Origin of the sequence: Clostridium sp. (genome assembly GCF_047718555.1) — a bacterium.
In the GTDB taxonomy this organism is placed as follows: Bacteria; Bacillota; Clostridia; order Clostridiales; family Clostridiaceae; genus Clostridium_I.
The window spans coordinates 1-15,307 of record NZ_JBDNRK010000035.1; the positions used below are offsets into that span (position 1 = coordinate 1).

Here is a 15,307-nt window from a genome sequence, read left to right on the forward strand (position 1 = left end):
GTACTATTGCTAATATCAAGGTTTGAATAATTGTCATTAAAACTCCACCTTTACTAGTTATTTATTTTGTGTATAGTTAATTATTTTTTTACTATGCTTTTGTATTTTTCAATTAGTATTTCTTTACTAACAGCACTGAGTATGATTTTGTTATCCTTAGTAAATATTATAGATAATGTTTTTCTTCCAGCAGTACAATTTATAAGCTCATTATATTTTGCATCTTTAATAATTCTTCTAGCTGGTGCTGACGAATATTGTGTTATTTTTCCTATCTTATTTATATTTACGTAATTATCAAACCCTATATCTAAAAATTTACACATTATTTTACTCCTAAAAATATATAATTATTAATGTTAATGTATCATTTCATAAACAGAGTTCTTTGCATCAGGTGGAGTTTTTATTCCATCTGATACTTATTGACAAAGTTCTTATTATTTATGATGCTTTTCTATAATAATGTTTCAACATTAAGATTTGATTAAAATATTATAAACAATTAATTATTTTAATTTTATTTGATATTAATTTACAGTAAGAGTGGCAGGTAAGAAGATGCCTGATCTTTTTTTAATACAGCAGAAATAACTCTATGAATAGGAAATTTTTTGATTTCACGTACTACTATTGAGGGATTATTAATACTGTCAGCTACCATTTTAGGAAGGAGTGTAATACCAAAATCTTGTTCAACATAACTGATTATAGATTCAGTTGATTCAAGTTCAAGTACAATGTTTGGTGAAACATTCATTAAATTGCAGTGTTCTCTAATGGTGGCTCTTATTGGGCACGGATCTTTATACATAATCAGCTTTTCTTTTGCAATAGTAAGAAAATCAATATCTTCTAATTTGGATAAATAATTTGAATTTTTCATAGCTAGAAAAAAAGGTTCAACTAACAATGGAATAGTAACCAGTTCAGGCTTTTGCAATGCATCAGATACAAATACTATATTGAAAAAATCATCTTCTAAACTCCTTATTAATTGAGTGTTTGTATCCATGGCCTCAATGAAAACTTCATAATCCATATGTTTAATCTTATTAATATATTTGGGCAAAAAATAAGTTATTAAATTAGATAGTCCACCAATTCTTATAGTATCTTTACCACCAAAACATCTAACTCCAGTTATAGTTTCGTTTAGCATTTTCAGGATTGTGTTACAACGCTCATAAAAATACCTCCCTGAAGGAGTCAATTTTATTCCAGTAGGCGTTCTTAATAATAATGAACGCTTTAATGATTTTTCTAATAAAGCTAATTGTTTTGTCAAAGCTGGTTGAGAAATATATAAATATTGTGAAGCTTTATTTAAGCTTCCATGTTCAACTATTGCTATAAAATATTTCATTTGATCAATACTAATCATTTAAATCCTCCTATATAACTTATAGTTATATACTATATATTTTATTTATATTATCCAAATATAAAAATATATATTAGAATAAATATATGTTGTACAACATATATAGTGATTTTATCAGAAATATTAATAATTTTAAATGAAAATATTGATTTTAATCAAGAAAACTATTTATTAAGTTAAACTAAAATTTTAGGAGGAATATATAAATGAAAGTTATAGCTATTAATGGAAGTGCTAGAAAAGATGGAAATACTGCTATTATTATAGAAAAAATATTTGATGAATTGAAAAAGGAAAATATAGAAACTGAATTAATTCAATTATCTGGTGACAATATACAAGGATGTATAGGATGTGGTGGTTGTTTTAAAAATAAAGATAAAAAATGTGTTTTTAAAAATGACATTGTAAATGAGTGTATTGAAAAAATGATAGAAGCTGATGGTATTATTTTAGGTTCGCCAGTATATTTTGCAGATGTAACAGCAAATATGAAGGCATTACTTGAAAGAATTGGTATGGTTTCAATTGCTAACGAAAATCTTTTCAAGCACAAAGCAGGATCTGCTGTTGTGGCGGTTCGTAGAGGCGGTGACATGCATGCCTTTGATACTATGAATTATTTCTTACATTGCACTCAAATGTATTCAGTAGGTGGAACTTATTGGAATATGGTACGCGGAAAAGAAATAGGGGAGGTATTAAATGATGCAGAAGGTATGGAAAATATGAAATCCATAGGAGAAAATATGGCATGGATTTTAAATAAAATGAACAAGTAAAAATTTAATAATTTAAAAATTCCGTATTATTTTAATAAATTTTACGGTATTTTTATGTGCTGATTTACCAAAAATTGATAATTAATGTATCAAAAAATTATAAATAAATCTTATAATAAACGTGCATTTTACTTATCTTAAAAATTATTGTATCATTTATAATGATTAATTATAGGAAGGAGGATGCAGATGGAGCAAATTTCTCGTAAAAAAATGAGTATATACTTATTATTCTTGGTATTTGTATGGGGGATTAACTGGCCATTAAGCAAATATGCGTTGTCTTTTTCTCCACCATTGTTATTTGCAGGCTTGCGTACTTTAGGCGGTGGGTTAATCTTAATGATTTTTGCATCAAACAGAGTTGAGATGCTTAAATTCAAAGAAATGTGGCCTATTTACGTTACATCATCAATTCTAAATATTGTTTTATTTTACGGGTTGCAAAGCGTTGGGTTGCATTATATGCCATCAGGATTGTTCTCGGCAATTGTGTTTCTTCAGCCAGTTCTATTGGGAATGTTTTCTTGGCTGTGGCTTGGGGAAAAAATGCATACTCTAAAAGCATTAGGTTTGCTGCTTGGGTTTGCAGGGGTTGCCGTTATGAGCAGCAATGGAATTCGGCAAGGTGCCTCAATACTTGGTATTTTATTGGCTTTTGCTACAGCCCTTAGCTGGACATTTGGAACTATATATATCAAAAAATCATGGGAAAAAGTTGATTCTATTTGGTTGACAGCAATGCAGCTTACTATTGGTGGAATAATCATGCTAGGATTTGGAGGGAGATTTGAAAGCTGGTCAAGTATTATTTGGAATCGATCCTTTGTTTATGACACTTTGTTTTTGTCTCTTTTTGTTATTGCAATGGGATGGCTAATATATTTCAAGCTAATTAGTACAGGGGATGTTAGTAAGATAGCTTCGTATACGTTTTTGATTCCATTTATTTCTATTCTTTGCAGTGTTTTTTTTCTAAATGAGAGAATAAATATTAATTTAATAGTAGGATTTCTTTTAGTTATTTCAAGTATAGTATTTGTTAATTATAAAGCGACCTGATTGCATTAGAGTATTCAGAGTATTTTACATATTATTTGATCCGATACTGGAGAAAGGTAATTATCCACTGAATTATTTAATCAATTATTTTTTAGTAAATTATTGGTAGGGATTTGGGCTTAGGCTTTGACTGAGTATAGAAAGGCCCCCTAATCCAATAATTAGAGTGTCTTTCTCAATCAATTATAAGTATCGTCAGTAAAACTGAGTTCTATACTTCAAATCTGTAACCTACTCCCCAAATAGTTTCGATATATTGAGGATTTGAAGGATCTATCTCTATTTTTTCTCGTATCTTTCTTATATGCACAGTTACAGTTGCCAAGTCTCCAAGTGAGTCCATGCCCCATATCTTATCAAACAATTCCTCCTTTGTGTATACTCTGTTGGGATTTGATGCTAGAAAAGTTAATAAATCAAATTCTTTTGTGGTAAAAATAATTTCATTATTATTTAAAAATACTCTTCTAGATACTTTATCTATAGTTAGAGACCTTATTTTAATTTCATCTCTTTTATCTTCCTTATTGCCTATAAGTCTTTCATATCTTGAAAGATGAGCTTTAACTCTTGCCACCAGCTCTCCTGGACTAAAGGGCTTAGTAATATAGTCATCAGCCCCTAAACCTAAGCCTCTTATTTTATCTATATCTTCTTTTTTTGCAGAAATCATTATAATAGGTATATCCTTTATATTTCTGACTGCTTTGCATATTTCAAATCCATCTATTTCTGGAAGCATTACATCTAATATGAGAAGGTCATAGTTGTTGTTTTTTGCCTTAATGAGTCCCATTTTTCCGCTGCATTCTATATCTACTTCATAATCACTAATTTCAAGATAATCTCTTTCAAGTTCTGCTATACTTCTCTCATCCTCAACTATTAATATCTTTTTCAATACAATCATCTCTCCATTTTTTTAATGTAAATATTATATCTGTTCCACTATTTTCAGCGCTTTCAGCCCATATCTTTCCACCATGTTCCTCTATAATTTTTTTCGAAATGGCAAGTCCAAGGCCACTTCCTCCAGTATTGGAATTTCTTGAACTATCTGCTCTATAAAATCTATCAAATATATATTGCAATGATTTTTTAGGTATTCCCATACCATTATCCTTAAAGCTGACATACACATATTCATGATTCTCATTAATTTTAATATCTATTTTTCCTACTGACTTATTTATATACTTAACGGAGTTTTCAACTATATTCATTATAACTCTTTTAAGTTTTTCTCTATCAGCAATTACATAGGAAGTTTCTTTTAACTCATTTACAAAGGTTATATTAATGTTTTTCTTTTCTAGGTCAAATCTTAATTCTTCTATACAATCATTCAGATAATCTGAAAGTTCTACTTTTTCAAAATTAAAGGGAATCTTTTTTAAATCCAATTTTGAAAATAAAAACAACTCATCTATCAGCTTATCCATATCTACAGCTTTTTTATATATAGTATTTACATATCGCTCCATCTTTTCTGGGGTATCGGCTATTCCATCCATTATACCTTCTATATAAGCCTTTATAGCTGTTACAGGAGTTTTTAAATCATGGGATATATTAGAGATTAATTCTTTTCTGTTATTTTCATATTGAAGCTGCAATTCCAAGGATTCTTTTAATCTGAATCTCATCTCTTCAAAAACTCTGCTCAGTTCTCCAATTTCATCATTTTCACTACTGCTTAATTTGAAATCCAAATTTCCATTTTTGATTAATACTGCACCATTTTTAAGTTTTTCCAGAGGCTTAACTATACTCTTTGACATAAAAAAGGTAAGTATACCATTGGTAATAATTAGTATTGATATTAATATACCTATTTCTACGGCTATAAACTCGTAAAAAATACTTTCACTGGAGGTGGTATTTAAAACTAAAAATATAGATATCTTGCTTTCATCCTCCATATAAAAATCATATTGTTTTAATATTACAAATTTACTTTGTCTTAAAAAATCAATTTTGCTGTTCCTGGTGTTTTTACCGAATTGGGGCAGTAGATTGTAAGTAAAATTATTTTTTAGAAAGGGAGAAACATATATAAATTCATCATTTTTTCTTACAATTACTCCTGTATGTTTATTTAAATATTTTTCTTGTTCTGAAAAAAACTCATCCTGTAATAAATCTTTTTTATTCTTAAGGATATAATCTTTTATATTATCTATTGCTCTTGAATCCTTTTCAATAATGTTCTCTATAGGTGCTTCTCCCAAACTGACATTATACGCATTTCCCAATCGATTTTTGAAAATTGTCCCTGTAAAAAATGTGATAACTATAAATGAAATAATTGGTATTAATAACATTGCAATATAAGATACAGTAAGCTTTCGTCTTATTGACATAGTACCTCCGATTTTTATTAATAAAAGGCCAACATAGCATGCTGACCTTTTATTTTTCTCTTGGAATCTTCAAAGAAATAACTAGTATATATTTTAATGGTTATTTTTTAAAATGACTTACCTATTCATATCTTAAGGCTTCAATTGGATCAAGTGCAGCTGCTTTTCTAGCGGGGTATATTCCGAAAAATATTCCCACTGCTGATGAAAATAGTATGGCAGCTATAACTACCGCTGGAGATACTACTGGCACAACATTTACAGCCATTCCGGCAAGTTCAGCTCCGCCAATTCCGATTATCATTCCAATTATTCCACCAATGAGAGAAATAATAACGGATTCCGTTAAAAATTGCAGCATTATATTTTGTGTTGTAGCTCCAATAGCTTTTCTTATACCAATTTCCCTTGTTCGTTCCGTCACTGATACAAGCATTATATTCATAACGCCTATACCTCCAACTACTAAAGATATAGCAGCAACCGCACCTATAAAGCTTGTAAATATTCCAAGTACCTTATTTATTTGATCTAGCTGCTGAAATAAATTACTTGCTGTGTATATACTTTTTCCCCTGTTATTATGTCTGCTTTCCAGTATACTGATAGCACTATTTCCTGCATCTTCTGCATTTTCCTTGGAATCTGCCGCTATAGTTAAGCTATTTATTTGAAAATTGCTTGAATACATGCTCTGTAATAGGGTAATGGGAACCTCTACACTAATTGGCATGTTAGGTGGACCACCTCCAAACATGGCAGAAGAAGCTTTTATCCCAATAATAGTAACTTTTTTACTTCCATTTCCAGGTCCAATGTTCATAGTTTTTCCTACAGCATCTGAATATCCAAATAAAGTCTTTGCTGCATTTTCATCTATAACAGCCACAGCTTTTCCTTCATTTTGTTCCATTTCGTTATAGTATCGTCCATAAATTATATCTTCATTTTGGATATCTGCGTAGTCAATGGTTGCTCCAGTTATTGTAGCATTTTTAGATGCAATACCCGTTACTGCCAGTCCCCTTTCTTGAACTGTTGGGCTGACATATTTTATGGTACTTACATCACTTTTTATTTGAGCTGCATCCTTTAAAGTGAAATAATCACTTTGTTGTGCCTTACTTGTATCAAGACTTATAGTTACCGTTGTGGCTCCTATTTTATTAAACTCATCTGTAACAGCACTTTGTCCTCCTTGACCTAGTGATACAATTGCTATTACAGAACTTATTCCTATAATAATTCCAAGCATAGTAAGAAAGGATCGCATTTTATTTGCTTTAATGCTTTCAAGTGCTATTTTAAAACTCTCTAAAAAATTCATGTTTACCTCCTTTACAAAACCTTAGCAAATAATTGCTGTTATAGTCTTATTCTATCCTTTACTTCTTCATCAGATGTTATTTCTCCATCCTTAAATCTTACAATTCTCTTGGTATATACGGCAACATCAGGTTCATGAGTTACCATAACAACTGTAGAACCTTCATCATTTAAATCCTGGAAAATTTTCATTATTTCAAAGGTGGATTTTGTATCAAGGTTTCCTGTTGGCTCGTCTGCCATAATAACATTTGGCCTATTCACTATGGCCCTTGCAATTGCAACTCTCTGTTTCTGTCCGCCAGAGATTTCATTAGGTCTATGTTTAACCCTATCTCCCAGTCCCACCTTTACCAGTGCTTCCAATGCTCTCTCTTTTCTTTCCTTAGCAGGAACCCCTGCATAAACCATTGGAAGAGCAACGTTATCCAGTATTGTGAGTCTTGGCAATAGATTGAAGGCTTGAAATACAAAACCTATTTCTTTGTTTCTCACAAGAGCTAATTCGTTACCACTTAAATTGGAGACATCTTTTCCATTTAGCATATATGTGCCGCCGTCCATTTTATCAAGACATCCCAATATATTCATGAAGGTAGATTTTCCTGAACCGGAGGGACCCATAATTGAAGTGAATTCTCCCTTTTCAATTTTTAAATTAACACCTTTTAGTGCAGTAAAATCTATTTCTCCAGTTACATATTTTTTAACTATGTTTGTAACCTCAATCATTATTTTACCTGCCTCCTGTACTTGTACTGTCTTTCACTGCTGTACCATTCTGTATTGAGGCACTTGGATTAAGTATGATCTTATCACCAACATTGACTCCACTGTTTATCTGTGCCTCTGTATCTGATTGTAATCCCAATTGCACTTCTTTTTGCACAGCCTTATTATTTGATACAATAAATACGTAGTTCTTTCCGGATTTATCTGTCTTTATGCTTTCTGCAGGAATCTTTATAATATCGTTAACTTGTCCAGTCAATATATTTACATCAGCATCAAAGCCTTCAACTAATCCATCTTGTGGAGCGTTAATATCAATATCCGCCGTGAGAGTTGTGTTTTGTCCTGTAGTAGAAGTTGTTGTCTCAGCAGCTGGTGCTACATAGGATACCTTGCCTGTATAGTCTTTATTTGCAAAACTTAAGTTTGCAGTCTGTCCGACCTTAACTTCTGTGGCACTATATTTATCTAAATTTACTTCTGCCTCTAGACTACCTTGATCTTCTATGGTTACTGCAGCACCTGCGGATCCACCTGATGCACCTGCAGCTGACGCACTTACAACTTGGGAACTTCCTACAACAGCATTTACAGCTGTAACTACTCCATCAAAATCTGCTACATTTCTATCAGTATTTTGAGCTGCATTTGTGTTTGCAGTATCTAAATTTATCTGTGCCAAAGATATTTGATTGTCAGCCTGTTTTAACTTTTCTGTTAGATCTGGTATTGAACTCTTTGTGCTGTTTAATTGAGATAATGTAGAATTCAACTGCTGCAGTTGAGTAGCGCCTCCATCCTTTTGAAAATTAGGATCTTTACTTTGTTGTTCTTTTAAAGCATTTATTTGATTTGTAATGTCGTTTATCTGATTATTTGTATCATTAAGCTTTTGATTATTGCTTGCCACTGTATTCAATAGATCCTGCTTTTGACTTTGAGCATTATTTAGATTAATTTGTGCTTGCTTTACTGTCGCAGAAGTATCTTGAACTTGATATGTAACCAGTACATCTCCTTTTTTTACTTTATCTCCAACTTTTACATTTACTGATTTAACCTTTGACTGCTGTGGTGCAAAATAGCTCTTGCTGTTTTTTGATTTTATTGCAGCAGTTGTAGATAAATAGGCATTTATGTTTCCTTTTGTAACACTTGCAGTTCTGACAGCGGTAAAATTATTCTTATTTTTAGCTGACATTCTTAAACCTACAATTCCTACGATAACTACTGCTGCTATAATAGCAATAATAACTTTTTTCTTCATAGTAAATTATATCCCCCTTATTAATTTTAAGACATGGTAAATAAATAATTAGTAAGTATGTTATATTTAACTTTTTATTTATTTTCATATGATCAGATTGTTTTCTAAATATATTTTATAATTTGTTTCTAAATAAGTAATAAAATAATTCTAAAATTTTTCTAAAGTATATAAATTAAATTTTTCCTTTTTTAACAAATAAATTCTTGTAATAGGCAATGCTTATTCAAATGAACAATATAACAAAGTAAGGGCATCAGCTTTTTTTAATTAGCTAAGTGTAATCAACTCTTATTTTTACAAAATAAACTTATTAATTCCATTATACCAAAAATTGACTCGTCTTAAGTCATGATTATTAGTTATTAAGGTAAATTTTTATTGTATATCTGATAACTAGTTGCTGTAACACTCCAGTGCATGCTGCGAAAGTGATTCACACAAAATCCAAGATTGTGGTTCTCTACTTGTGCTCAAAACAAAATAAATTTTGTTTTGTCTGCTTTCTACGAGGCAAAAATAACAGTGACACACTCATGGATAATTCATCTAAACTTAGCAGGAGTATAGGACTCCCACTTGCAAGATCAACTGATAAAAAATATTATAAACAAAGATAAGGAATATATCGAAAAAACTCAATATATTCCTTATTAAATATGTTCTGTGGATAATTTTATTTATAGTCTTTGAATCGGAAAAAATTACCCATTGAATATATTATTACGGGATGGCTTCAATTATTTTGTGATGCTGACAAAAGGTCTAGAGTATAATTGTTCTTCACTTACAGACATGTTTTTTGCTGCTTCTATCCAATGTGTGCTGCCTGTAGAAATAAATGAAGACTTGGGAATTTTAGGGGATAGAAAAAAATTATCTTTAATATCTTCAGAAGTGATGTTAATATCATTCTTTATTTCCATAAAAGCTTCATATATGTCATGTTTAATTTCACTATTAAGCGGGATACTTGCTTTAGTGTGTTTCATAAATTCACCAGCACCTATGCCCACACCAAATCTCCATTTATATCCTGTTTTATCACAAAAGTTCTTTATAATCTGTATTGCATGTTTATTTTGAATTCCTTCGAAAAATCCACAATTAACCACTGAATATACCCTTGGTGAATTTTTACTGTCTTTAGCATACTTTTCTAAATTTACTAAGAATTCAATTACTGTTGAAGGCAAAGTGTCTACATATAGAGGAAAAGCAATTACAATAATATCTGAGTTATCCACATCGCTATAATTTACCTCATTATTAAGTGAAATATGATTTATTTCATGATTATCATTTTGAACAATTTTACATAATTCATTTATGAAATTATTAGAGGCACTGTTATTTCCTCTTGGACTGCCATTAACAAAGCATAATTTTCCCATTATATCTCACCTTCTTTTTGTTTAATATAGCCTAATAGACTATGAATGGAATTTTCTGTTGTCTCTAAATTTTTACATATATAAGTATTAGATTTATCTATTTGAAAATTTATTGCGTTAGCTTGGTTTAGTCTCCGGAAAGTTTTTTCCTCTTCGGTAGTAATGTCACTACCATAGCCAAGAAAAACTAATTGAGGATACTTATCATATCGTGGTGCATGGTGCATTTCTCCATTTACATCTTTAAAGAAAGGAAGAATTGTACATATGCTTCTATCTAATACTCTTTTTATCTGTGAACTGTAACCACCATATTTTATTTCACTCAATATAATATATACATCACTACCTATATTATCCTTGCATATATCTCTCGTAATATCATTATAAATACAAATTCCGGGTGTTTTTAACCAACAATTAAAGCAGCCTATACATTTCTTTATTTCCGTATTTTTTACATTATAATGTTTATAATTGTAATTACTGTCTTTTAATTCTCTAATTAATTCTTCCTCAAGTTTTTGTCCAATAGTATTATCCTGTGTTGAATTATCACTTACAATTAAAATTTTCATGATTTCCCCCTTATAAATTTATGTTTACAGTGTCAACATTGTATTTATATTATAACCAACTATGTTTACAGTGTCAACATTGTATGTTATAATTTTTTTATCAAATAGATGTCTTGGAGGGAATTAAAATGTCTAAAGATAAATATCATCATGGTACTCTAAAGCAGGATATGATTACAAAAGGTTTGCAACTCTTAAATAAGCAGGGATTTGAAGGCTTTTCTCTAAGAAAGGTTGCAAGCATGTGTGGTGTAAGTCATACTGCGCCCTATAAGCATTTCAAAGATAAGGATGAACTAATAGCAGCTATTGTGCTTGAAGTTTCAGAAAGCTTTAGAGATTCATTGCTGGAGTCAACAGAGATGCATCCTGATAATCCCAAACTGCAAATTATTGAGATGGGAAAATCCTATGTAAAGTTTATGGTTGAAAATCCTGAGTATCTAAAATTTTTATTTCTTACAGAGCATAAATATCCCGTTATTATTAGTAATAGTAAATTGATGCATTCAGAGGGTACTCCTTTTGATGTTTTTAAAAAAAGTGCTGAATATTATCTGTCATCCATTGATTCAGATAGAGAATCATATTACATACATACTATGTCAATGTGGAGTTTAGTACATGGTATAGCACTTTTGATTGCTAATAAGGTTATTGAGTATGATGGTGATTATTTAGAATTGGTTGAAAAAATGATTAATGAGAAAATAAGGTAGCGACTTCGTGAGATGAACAACTCCATTAAATAGCACATTTTCATATATAATAGACATATAACCTGGAGTTTGAGTTATTCTTCCACTCCAGGTCTATGTATACTACTATTAATATGCTGTAAAAATTTTATTTTTTTATAGAAACGCCTAAAATATTAGCAACTGTATCAAGATTATCTCTATTTACTTTTATAAGTTCTGCAATCTTTGTTGTGTTTTTACTTTTAACGGCATCTTGTAATTCATCGTATTTATTATGAATATCTTCTGCATAGTCTTTTCCCTTTTTATCAGTTAAAGGTGGCACAATTGCCATGTGAAATGTTTCATGGAGCTGATCCGCAAGTTTTTGGGCGTCAGTAAAATGATTTTTCTTAACATCTTGTTCAATAGTATTAAATCCAGTTAATTCATCATTGAAAGCTTTGCTCAGTTCATCATTTGGGGATGAGGCAGAACCATTAGCTTGATTTTGAGTATTTTCAGCAGCATGAGCAGTATTTGTAGTATTTTGAGTGGTACTTTGAACAGTTTGTTCTGAAGAAGCAGCACAACCTGTCAACAGTGAGATAGTTGTTAAAGATCCTATTATTAAGCTTATAATTTTTTTATTCATTATATTCATTTCCTTTCATTTTTTAATTTTCTTATGTTAAAATATATAATAAAAAAACATATATGGTATTTATTGCTTTAAAGTATTTTTACTCTTTACATACCTAATGTTTACCCACATAATTATTCCAGTAATGGTGCATATTATCATACAAAGAGCTCCAATATTTATTAACCATACAATAGATATATTTCCTATAGTTCCAGTATGAAGTGCAAAAATAAATTTTTGTATGTTTAGTTCTGTATCTGTTGAATAACCGATTATTGATTTATTGTTTAATAGAAATCCAGTTATGCACATAATTAAAATTAATAGAGAACTAATTAATCCAGTAATTTCATGTATAGTTTTTAATTTTGAAAACATTTATAAGACAACTCCTCATTTGTGGAATAATTAATAATTTTAATAAATAAACATTGGTAATAAAAATAGAAAGGCTAAAATTATTTTCCAAGAACTTAAGAAAATAATTTTAGCCTCCAGTTTACTGGTTAACTAAAATAAAGATTATTTATAAACACATAGTATTAAAGTTTGATTTGTAAGAATTATTTTATTGAATATTATAATATTGTATTATTATAACTTTGTCAATAGATAGTTTATAAGTTTTTATGTAATTATTGTGTTGAAATTGTAAATAAAATATTAATTATATTTAAGGATATTACAAATAAAAATTATATCATAGAAAAATGGAGTTGCTGGTGGTGAAGTTATTGTTTCTTATTCAATAGCGCAAGCAAATTTACAAAGGAAAATTAATTCCCAATGGCAATAAGTATATATTGATTACTAACTACTTTAATATTATGCTTATATATAAGATGTAAATTAAATAAAAATATATTAAAAAATTAATATTGAAAAGAGGATATAAAATGATTTTAGACAAATTAGAAAATATAGATTTATATGCCAATGTGAATAGTAACTTTGAAGAAGCTTTTAAATTTTTAAAAGATAATGATCTTGAAAAACTTACAGATGGTAAACATGAAATAGATTCAGATAAGGTGTATGCATCTGTACAATCTTATACAACAAAAAATAATAGTGAAAACAAATGGGAATCACATGAAAAATACATAGATATTCAGTTTATTGTAAAGGGCAAAGAAACCATTGCATGGTCTCCAATAGATCAATTAATTGTGCAGGAAGAGTACTCAAAAGAAAAAGATGTGACTTTTTATAGGGAAGGTTCTTATTCTTCAAAAATAAATTTAAAAGAAAATTATTTTTGTATACTTTTCCCAGAAGATGCACATAAACCAGGTTGTGTTTTTGATGAAGAAATAAATGTAAAGAAAATAGTTGTGAAAATCAAACTATAGAAGTCGTTATCCAAGGACATACCACTCTTTACTCAAATTTTACGAAAAGCAGAGAACAAAAATCTTCGATTTTCTGTGAATCGCTTTCGCTGTGTGCAAGCAGAGAACAAAAATTTTTGATTTTCTTGAATCGCTTTCACAGAGTGCCATGGGAGTATTAGAGTGGATAGTCATTGGGTAAATTATGGAAACGTTGTATTGAAAGCCAAAAATAAATACGGTATAATCATAATTAAGAGTGAAAACTATATAAAGTATAGTCATTAATATATTTTAGGAGGTAAGATTATGACAAAAAAATTATCTTTAGACCTAACCAAATTAGATTCTTTTCTAAATGAAAATGAGATTACATATCTTAAACCATTGGTAACAGAGGCACATAATATGCTTCATAATAAAACAGGACAGGGAAATGATTTTTTAGGATGGATTGATCTTCCAGTAGACTATAATAAAGAGGAATTTGAAAGAATAAAAAAAGCAGCAGAAAAAATAAGAAGTGATTCAGATGCACTTATAGTAATTGGAATAGGTGGATCTTATTTGGGTGCTAGGGCCACTATAGAGACTTTATCACATACTTTTTATAATAGTCTTCCAAAAGAAAAGAAAAATTCACCAAATATCTTTTTTGTTGGAAATAATATAAGCTCAACTTATATGTCAGATTTATTGGAAACGATTGAAGGAAAGGATATTTCAGTTAATGTTATATCAAAATCCGGTACTACTACTGAACCTGCTATAGCTTTTAGAATTTTTAAAGATTATTTGGAAAAGAAGTATGGTAAAGATGGTGCAAAGGAAAGAATATATGCAACCACTGATAAAGAAAAGGGTGCTTTAAAATCTTTAGCAGATGCAGAAGGCTATGAAACTTTTGTTATTCCAGACGATGTTGGAGGAAGATTTAGTGTGTTAACACCAGTGGGTCTCTTACCAATAGCAGCTGCAGGTATAGATATAGAAGAATTACTTAAAGGTGCAGCAGCAGGCAGAGAAGCATACAGTTCTCCTAATTTAGAAGAAAATGATGCTTATAAATATGCAGCAGCTAGAAATGCTTTATATAGAAAAGGTAAAACTACGGAAATATTAGTTAATTATGAACCAAGCTTACATTATTTTGGAGAATGGTGGAAACAGCTATATGGTGAAAGTGAAGGAAAAGATGGAAAGGGAATATTCCCAGCATCCGTTGACTTCTCAACAGATTTGCATTCCATGGGGCAATATATTCAACAGGGTTTAAGAAATATATATGAAACTGTAGTTAATATAGAGAGTCCTAGAAAGAATATTGTTATTGAAAAAAGTGATGAAAATATAGATGGCTTAAACTTTCTAGCAGGCCAGACAATGGATTATGTAAATAAAAAGGCCTTTGAAGGAACAGTTTTGGCTCACAATGATGGAGGAGTACCTAATATTGTAGTCAATGTTCCTGAATTAACACCTTATTATTTAGGATATTTAATGTATTTCTTTGAAAAGGCTTGTGGTGTAAGTGGATATCTATTAGCTGTAAATCCATTTGATCAACCTGGAGTAGAAGAATATAAAAAAAATATGTTTGCTCTTCTTGGAAAACCAGGTTATGAGTCTAAGAAGGAAGAATTAGAAAAGAGATTGGGCAAATAGTTAAAAATTAGGCATGTAAAATAGTTAGCATACTAACTAGTCATTTATTTACCATGCTTTAGTTATTTATTATAATAGAATTTTTATTAAAATCATA

The 15,307-nt window shown here is 29.9% G+C and carries 16 protein-coding genes; 5 read left to right on the top strand and 11 right to left on the bottom strand.

The annotated features are described in order from the left end of the window. Positions 1 to 80: 80 nt before the first annotated feature. Both ABF633_RS13720 and ABF633_RS13725 read right to left on the bottom strand, forming a co-directional pair. Positions 81 to 326, bottom strand: a complete 246-nt coding sequence (locus ABF633_RS13720; RefSeq protein ID WP_415524453.1) for a DUF370 domain-containing protein — start codon at positions 324 to 326, stop codon at positions 81 to 83. Positions 327 to 535: 209 nt separating this feature from the next. Next, a complete protein-coding gene (locus ABF633_RS13725) occupies positions 536 to 1,384 on the bottom strand; it encodes a LysR family transcriptional regulator (protein WP_415524454.1) in 849 nt (282 codons plus the stop codon). 206 nt (positions 1,385 to 1,590) lie between these two features. Here ABF633_RS13725 and ABF633_RS13730 point away from each other — a divergent pair, with 206 nt between their 5' ends. Both ABF633_RS13730 and ABF633_RS13735 read left to right on the top strand, forming a co-directional pair. After that, a complete protein-coding gene (locus tag ABF633_RS13730; RefSeq protein ID WP_415524455.1) occupies positions 1,591 to 2,166 on the top strand; it encodes a flavodoxin family protein in 576 nt (191 codons plus the stop codon). 189 nt (positions 2,167 to 2,355) lie between these two features. After that, the gene (locus ABF633_RS13735; RefSeq protein WP_415524456.1) at positions 2,356 to 3,228 is read left to right on the top strand and encodes a DMT family transporter; all 873 of its coding nucleotides are present in this window, start codon (positions 2,356 to 2,358) and stop codon (positions 3,226 to 3,228) included. Between the two features lie 211 nt (positions 3,229 to 3,439). Here the strand turns inward: ABF633_RS13735 and ABF633_RS13740 are convergent, their stop codons facing one another. The 7 genes from ABF633_RS13740 to ABF633_RS13770 form a co-directional block, all read right to left on the bottom strand. Further along, a complete protein-coding gene (locus ABF633_RS13740; protein ID WP_415524457.1) occupies positions 3,440 to 4,138 on the bottom strand; it encodes a response regulator transcription factor in 699 nt (232 codons plus the stop codon). After that, on the bottom strand, positions 4,107 to 5,591 hold the full coding sequence (locus ABF633_RS13745) for a sensor histidine kinase (protein WP_415524458.1): 1,485 nt from the start codon (positions 5,589 to 5,591) through the stop codon (positions 4,107 to 4,109). Before ABF633_RS13745 ends, ABF633_RS13740 begins: the two co-directional genes overlap by 32 nt. Positions 5,592 to 5,712: 121 nt before the next feature. Continuing rightward, positions 5,713 to 6,918, bottom strand: coding sequence for an ABC transporter permease (locus ABF633_RS13750; RefSeq protein WP_415524459.1), 1,206 nt, complete (start codon positions 6,916 to 6,918; stop codon positions 5,713 to 5,715). 38 nt (positions 6,919 to 6,956) lie between these two features. Next, positions 6,957 to 7,649 carry an ABC transporter ATP-binding protein gene (locus ABF633_RS13755; protein WP_415524460.1) on the bottom strand — a complete coding sequence of 231 codons (693 nt, stop codon included), beginning with the start codon at positions 7,647 to 7,649 and terminating at the stop codon, positions 6,957 to 6,959. Positions 7,650 to 7,653: 4 nt separating this feature from the next. After that, positions 7,654 to 8,916 (bottom strand): efflux RND transporter periplasmic adaptor subunit, encoded by a 1,263-nt coding sequence (locus ABF633_RS13760; protein WP_415524461.1) that lies wholly within the window; start codon positions 8,914 to 8,916, stop codon positions 7,654 to 7,656. Between the two features lie 740 nt (positions 8,917 to 9,656). Further along, positions 9,657 to 10,310: a hypothetical protein gene (locus ABF633_RS13765; protein ID WP_415524462.1), complete on the bottom strand. Its 654-nt coding sequence runs from the start codon at positions 10,308 to 10,310 to the stop codon at positions 9,657 to 9,659. Further along, positions 10,310 to 10,888 carry an NAD(P)H-dependent oxidoreductase gene (locus ABF633_RS13770; protein ID WP_415524463.1) on the bottom strand — a complete coding sequence of 193 codons (579 nt, stop codon included), beginning with the start codon at positions 10,886 to 10,888 and terminating at the stop codon, positions 10,310 to 10,312. The genes ABF633_RS13765 and ABF633_RS13770 overlap by 1 nt, the downstream gene beginning before the upstream one ends. Positions 10,889 to 11,016: 128 nt before the next feature. On the opposite strand from ABF633_RS13770, the gene ABF633_RS13775 reads away from it, so the two are divergent. After that, positions 11,017 to 11,607 carry a TetR/AcrR family transcriptional regulator gene (locus ABF633_RS13775; RefSeq protein WP_415524464.1) on the top strand — a complete coding sequence of 197 codons (591 nt, stop codon included), beginning with the start codon at positions 11,017 to 11,019 and terminating at the stop codon, positions 11,605 to 11,607. A gap of 127 nt (positions 11,608 to 11,734) precedes the next feature. Here ABF633_RS13775 and ABF633_RS13780 read toward each other — a convergent pair whose 3' ends face one another. Continuing rightward, positions 11,735 to 12,223 carry a hypothetical protein gene (locus ABF633_RS13780; protein WP_415524465.1) on the bottom strand — a complete coding sequence of 163 codons (489 nt, stop codon included), beginning with the start codon at positions 12,221 to 12,223 and terminating at the stop codon, positions 11,735 to 11,737. Positions 12,224 to 12,292: 69 nt separating this feature from the next. Further along, entirely contained in the window at positions 12,293 to 12,592 is a 300-nt protein-coding gene (locus tag ABF633_RS13785) for a hypothetical protein (protein ID WP_415524466.1), read from the bottom strand. 518 nt (positions 12,593 to 13,110) lie between these two features. On the opposite strand from ABF633_RS13785, the gene ABF633_RS13790 reads away from it, so the two are divergent. Both ABF633_RS13790 and ABF633_RS13795 read left to right on the top strand, forming a co-directional pair. Further along, positions 13,111 to 13,566 (top strand): YhcH/YjgK/YiaL family protein, encoded by a 456-nt coding sequence (locus ABF633_RS13790; protein WP_415524467.1) that lies wholly within the window; start codon positions 13,111 to 13,113, stop codon positions 13,564 to 13,566. 288 nt (positions 13,567 to 13,854) lie between these two features. Beyond that, the gene (locus tag ABF633_RS13795; RefSeq protein ID WP_415524468.1) at positions 13,855 to 15,210 is read left to right on the top strand and encodes a glucose-6-phosphate isomerase; all 1,356 of its coding nucleotides are present in this window, start codon (positions 13,855 to 13,857) and stop codon (positions 15,208 to 15,210) included. The last annotated feature ends 97 nt before the right edge of the window (positions 15,211 to 15,307 follow it).

What these genes read in the sequence shown, in the direction of transcription:
- ABF633_RS13750 (WP_415524459.1), bottom strand. Translation starts at nt 6,918, where the DNA reads ATGAATTTTTTAGAGAGTTTTAAAATAGCACTTGAAAGCATTAAAGCA.
- ABF633_RS13720 (WP_415524453.1), bottom strand. Translation starts at nt 326, where the DNA reads ATGTGTAAATTTTTAGATATAGGGTTTGATAATTACGTAAATATAAAT.
- ABF633_RS13785 (WP_415524466.1), bottom strand. Translation starts at nt 12,592, where the DNA reads ATGTTTTCAAAATTAAAAACTATACATGAAATTACTGGATTAATTAGT.
- ABF633_RS13755 (WP_415524460.1), bottom strand. Translation starts at nt 7,649, where the DNA reads ATGATTGAGGTTACAAACATAGTTAAAAAATATGTAACTGGAGAAATA.
- ABF633_RS13765 (WP_415524462.1), bottom strand. Translation starts at nt 10,310, where the DNA reads ATGGGAAAATTATGCTTTGTTAATGGCAGTCCAAGAGGAAATAACAGT.
- ABF633_RS13780 (WP_415524465.1), bottom strand. Translation starts at nt 12,223, where the DNA reads ATGAATAAAAAAATTATAAGCTTAATAATAGGATCTTTAACAACTATC.
- ABF633_RS13760 (WP_415524461.1), bottom strand. Translation starts at nt 8,916, where the DNA reads ATGAAGAAAAAAGTTATTATTGCTATTATAGCAGCAGTAGTTATCGTA.
- ABF633_RS13775 (WP_415524464.1), top strand. Translation starts at nt 11,017, where the DNA reads ATGTCTAAAGATAAATATCATCATGGTACTCTAAAGCAGGATATGATT.
- ABF633_RS13790 (WP_415524467.1), top strand. Translation starts at nt 13,111, where the DNA reads ATGATTTTAGACAAATTAGAAAATATAGATTTATATGCCAATGTGAAT.
- ABF633_RS13770 (WP_415524463.1), bottom strand. Translation starts at nt 10,888, where the DNA reads ATGAAAATTTTAATTGTAAGTGATAATTCAACACAGGATAATACTATT.
- ABF633_RS13740 (WP_415524457.1), bottom strand. Translation starts at nt 4,138, where the DNA reads ATGATTGTATTGAAAAAGATATTAATAGTTGAGGATGAGAGAAGTATA.
- ABF633_RS13745 (WP_415524458.1), bottom strand. Translation starts at nt 5,591, where the DNA reads ATGTCAATAAGACGAAAGCTTACTGTATCTTATATTGCAATGTTATTA.
- ABF633_RS13735 (WP_415524456.1), top strand. Translation starts at nt 2,356, where the DNA reads ATGGAGCAAATTTCTCGTAAAAAAATGAGTATATACTTATTATTCTTG.
- ABF633_RS13725 (WP_415524454.1), bottom strand. Translation starts at nt 1,384, where the DNA reads ATGATTAGTATTGATCAAATGAAATATTTTATAGCAATAGTTGAACAT.
- ABF633_RS13795 (WP_415524468.1), top strand. Translation starts at nt 13,855, where the DNA reads ATGACAAAAAAATTATCTTTAGACCTAACCAAATTAGATTCTTTTCTA.
- ABF633_RS13730 (WP_415524455.1), top strand. Translation starts at nt 1,591, where the DNA reads ATGAAAGTTATAGCTATTAATGGAAGTGCTAGAAAAGATGGAAATACT.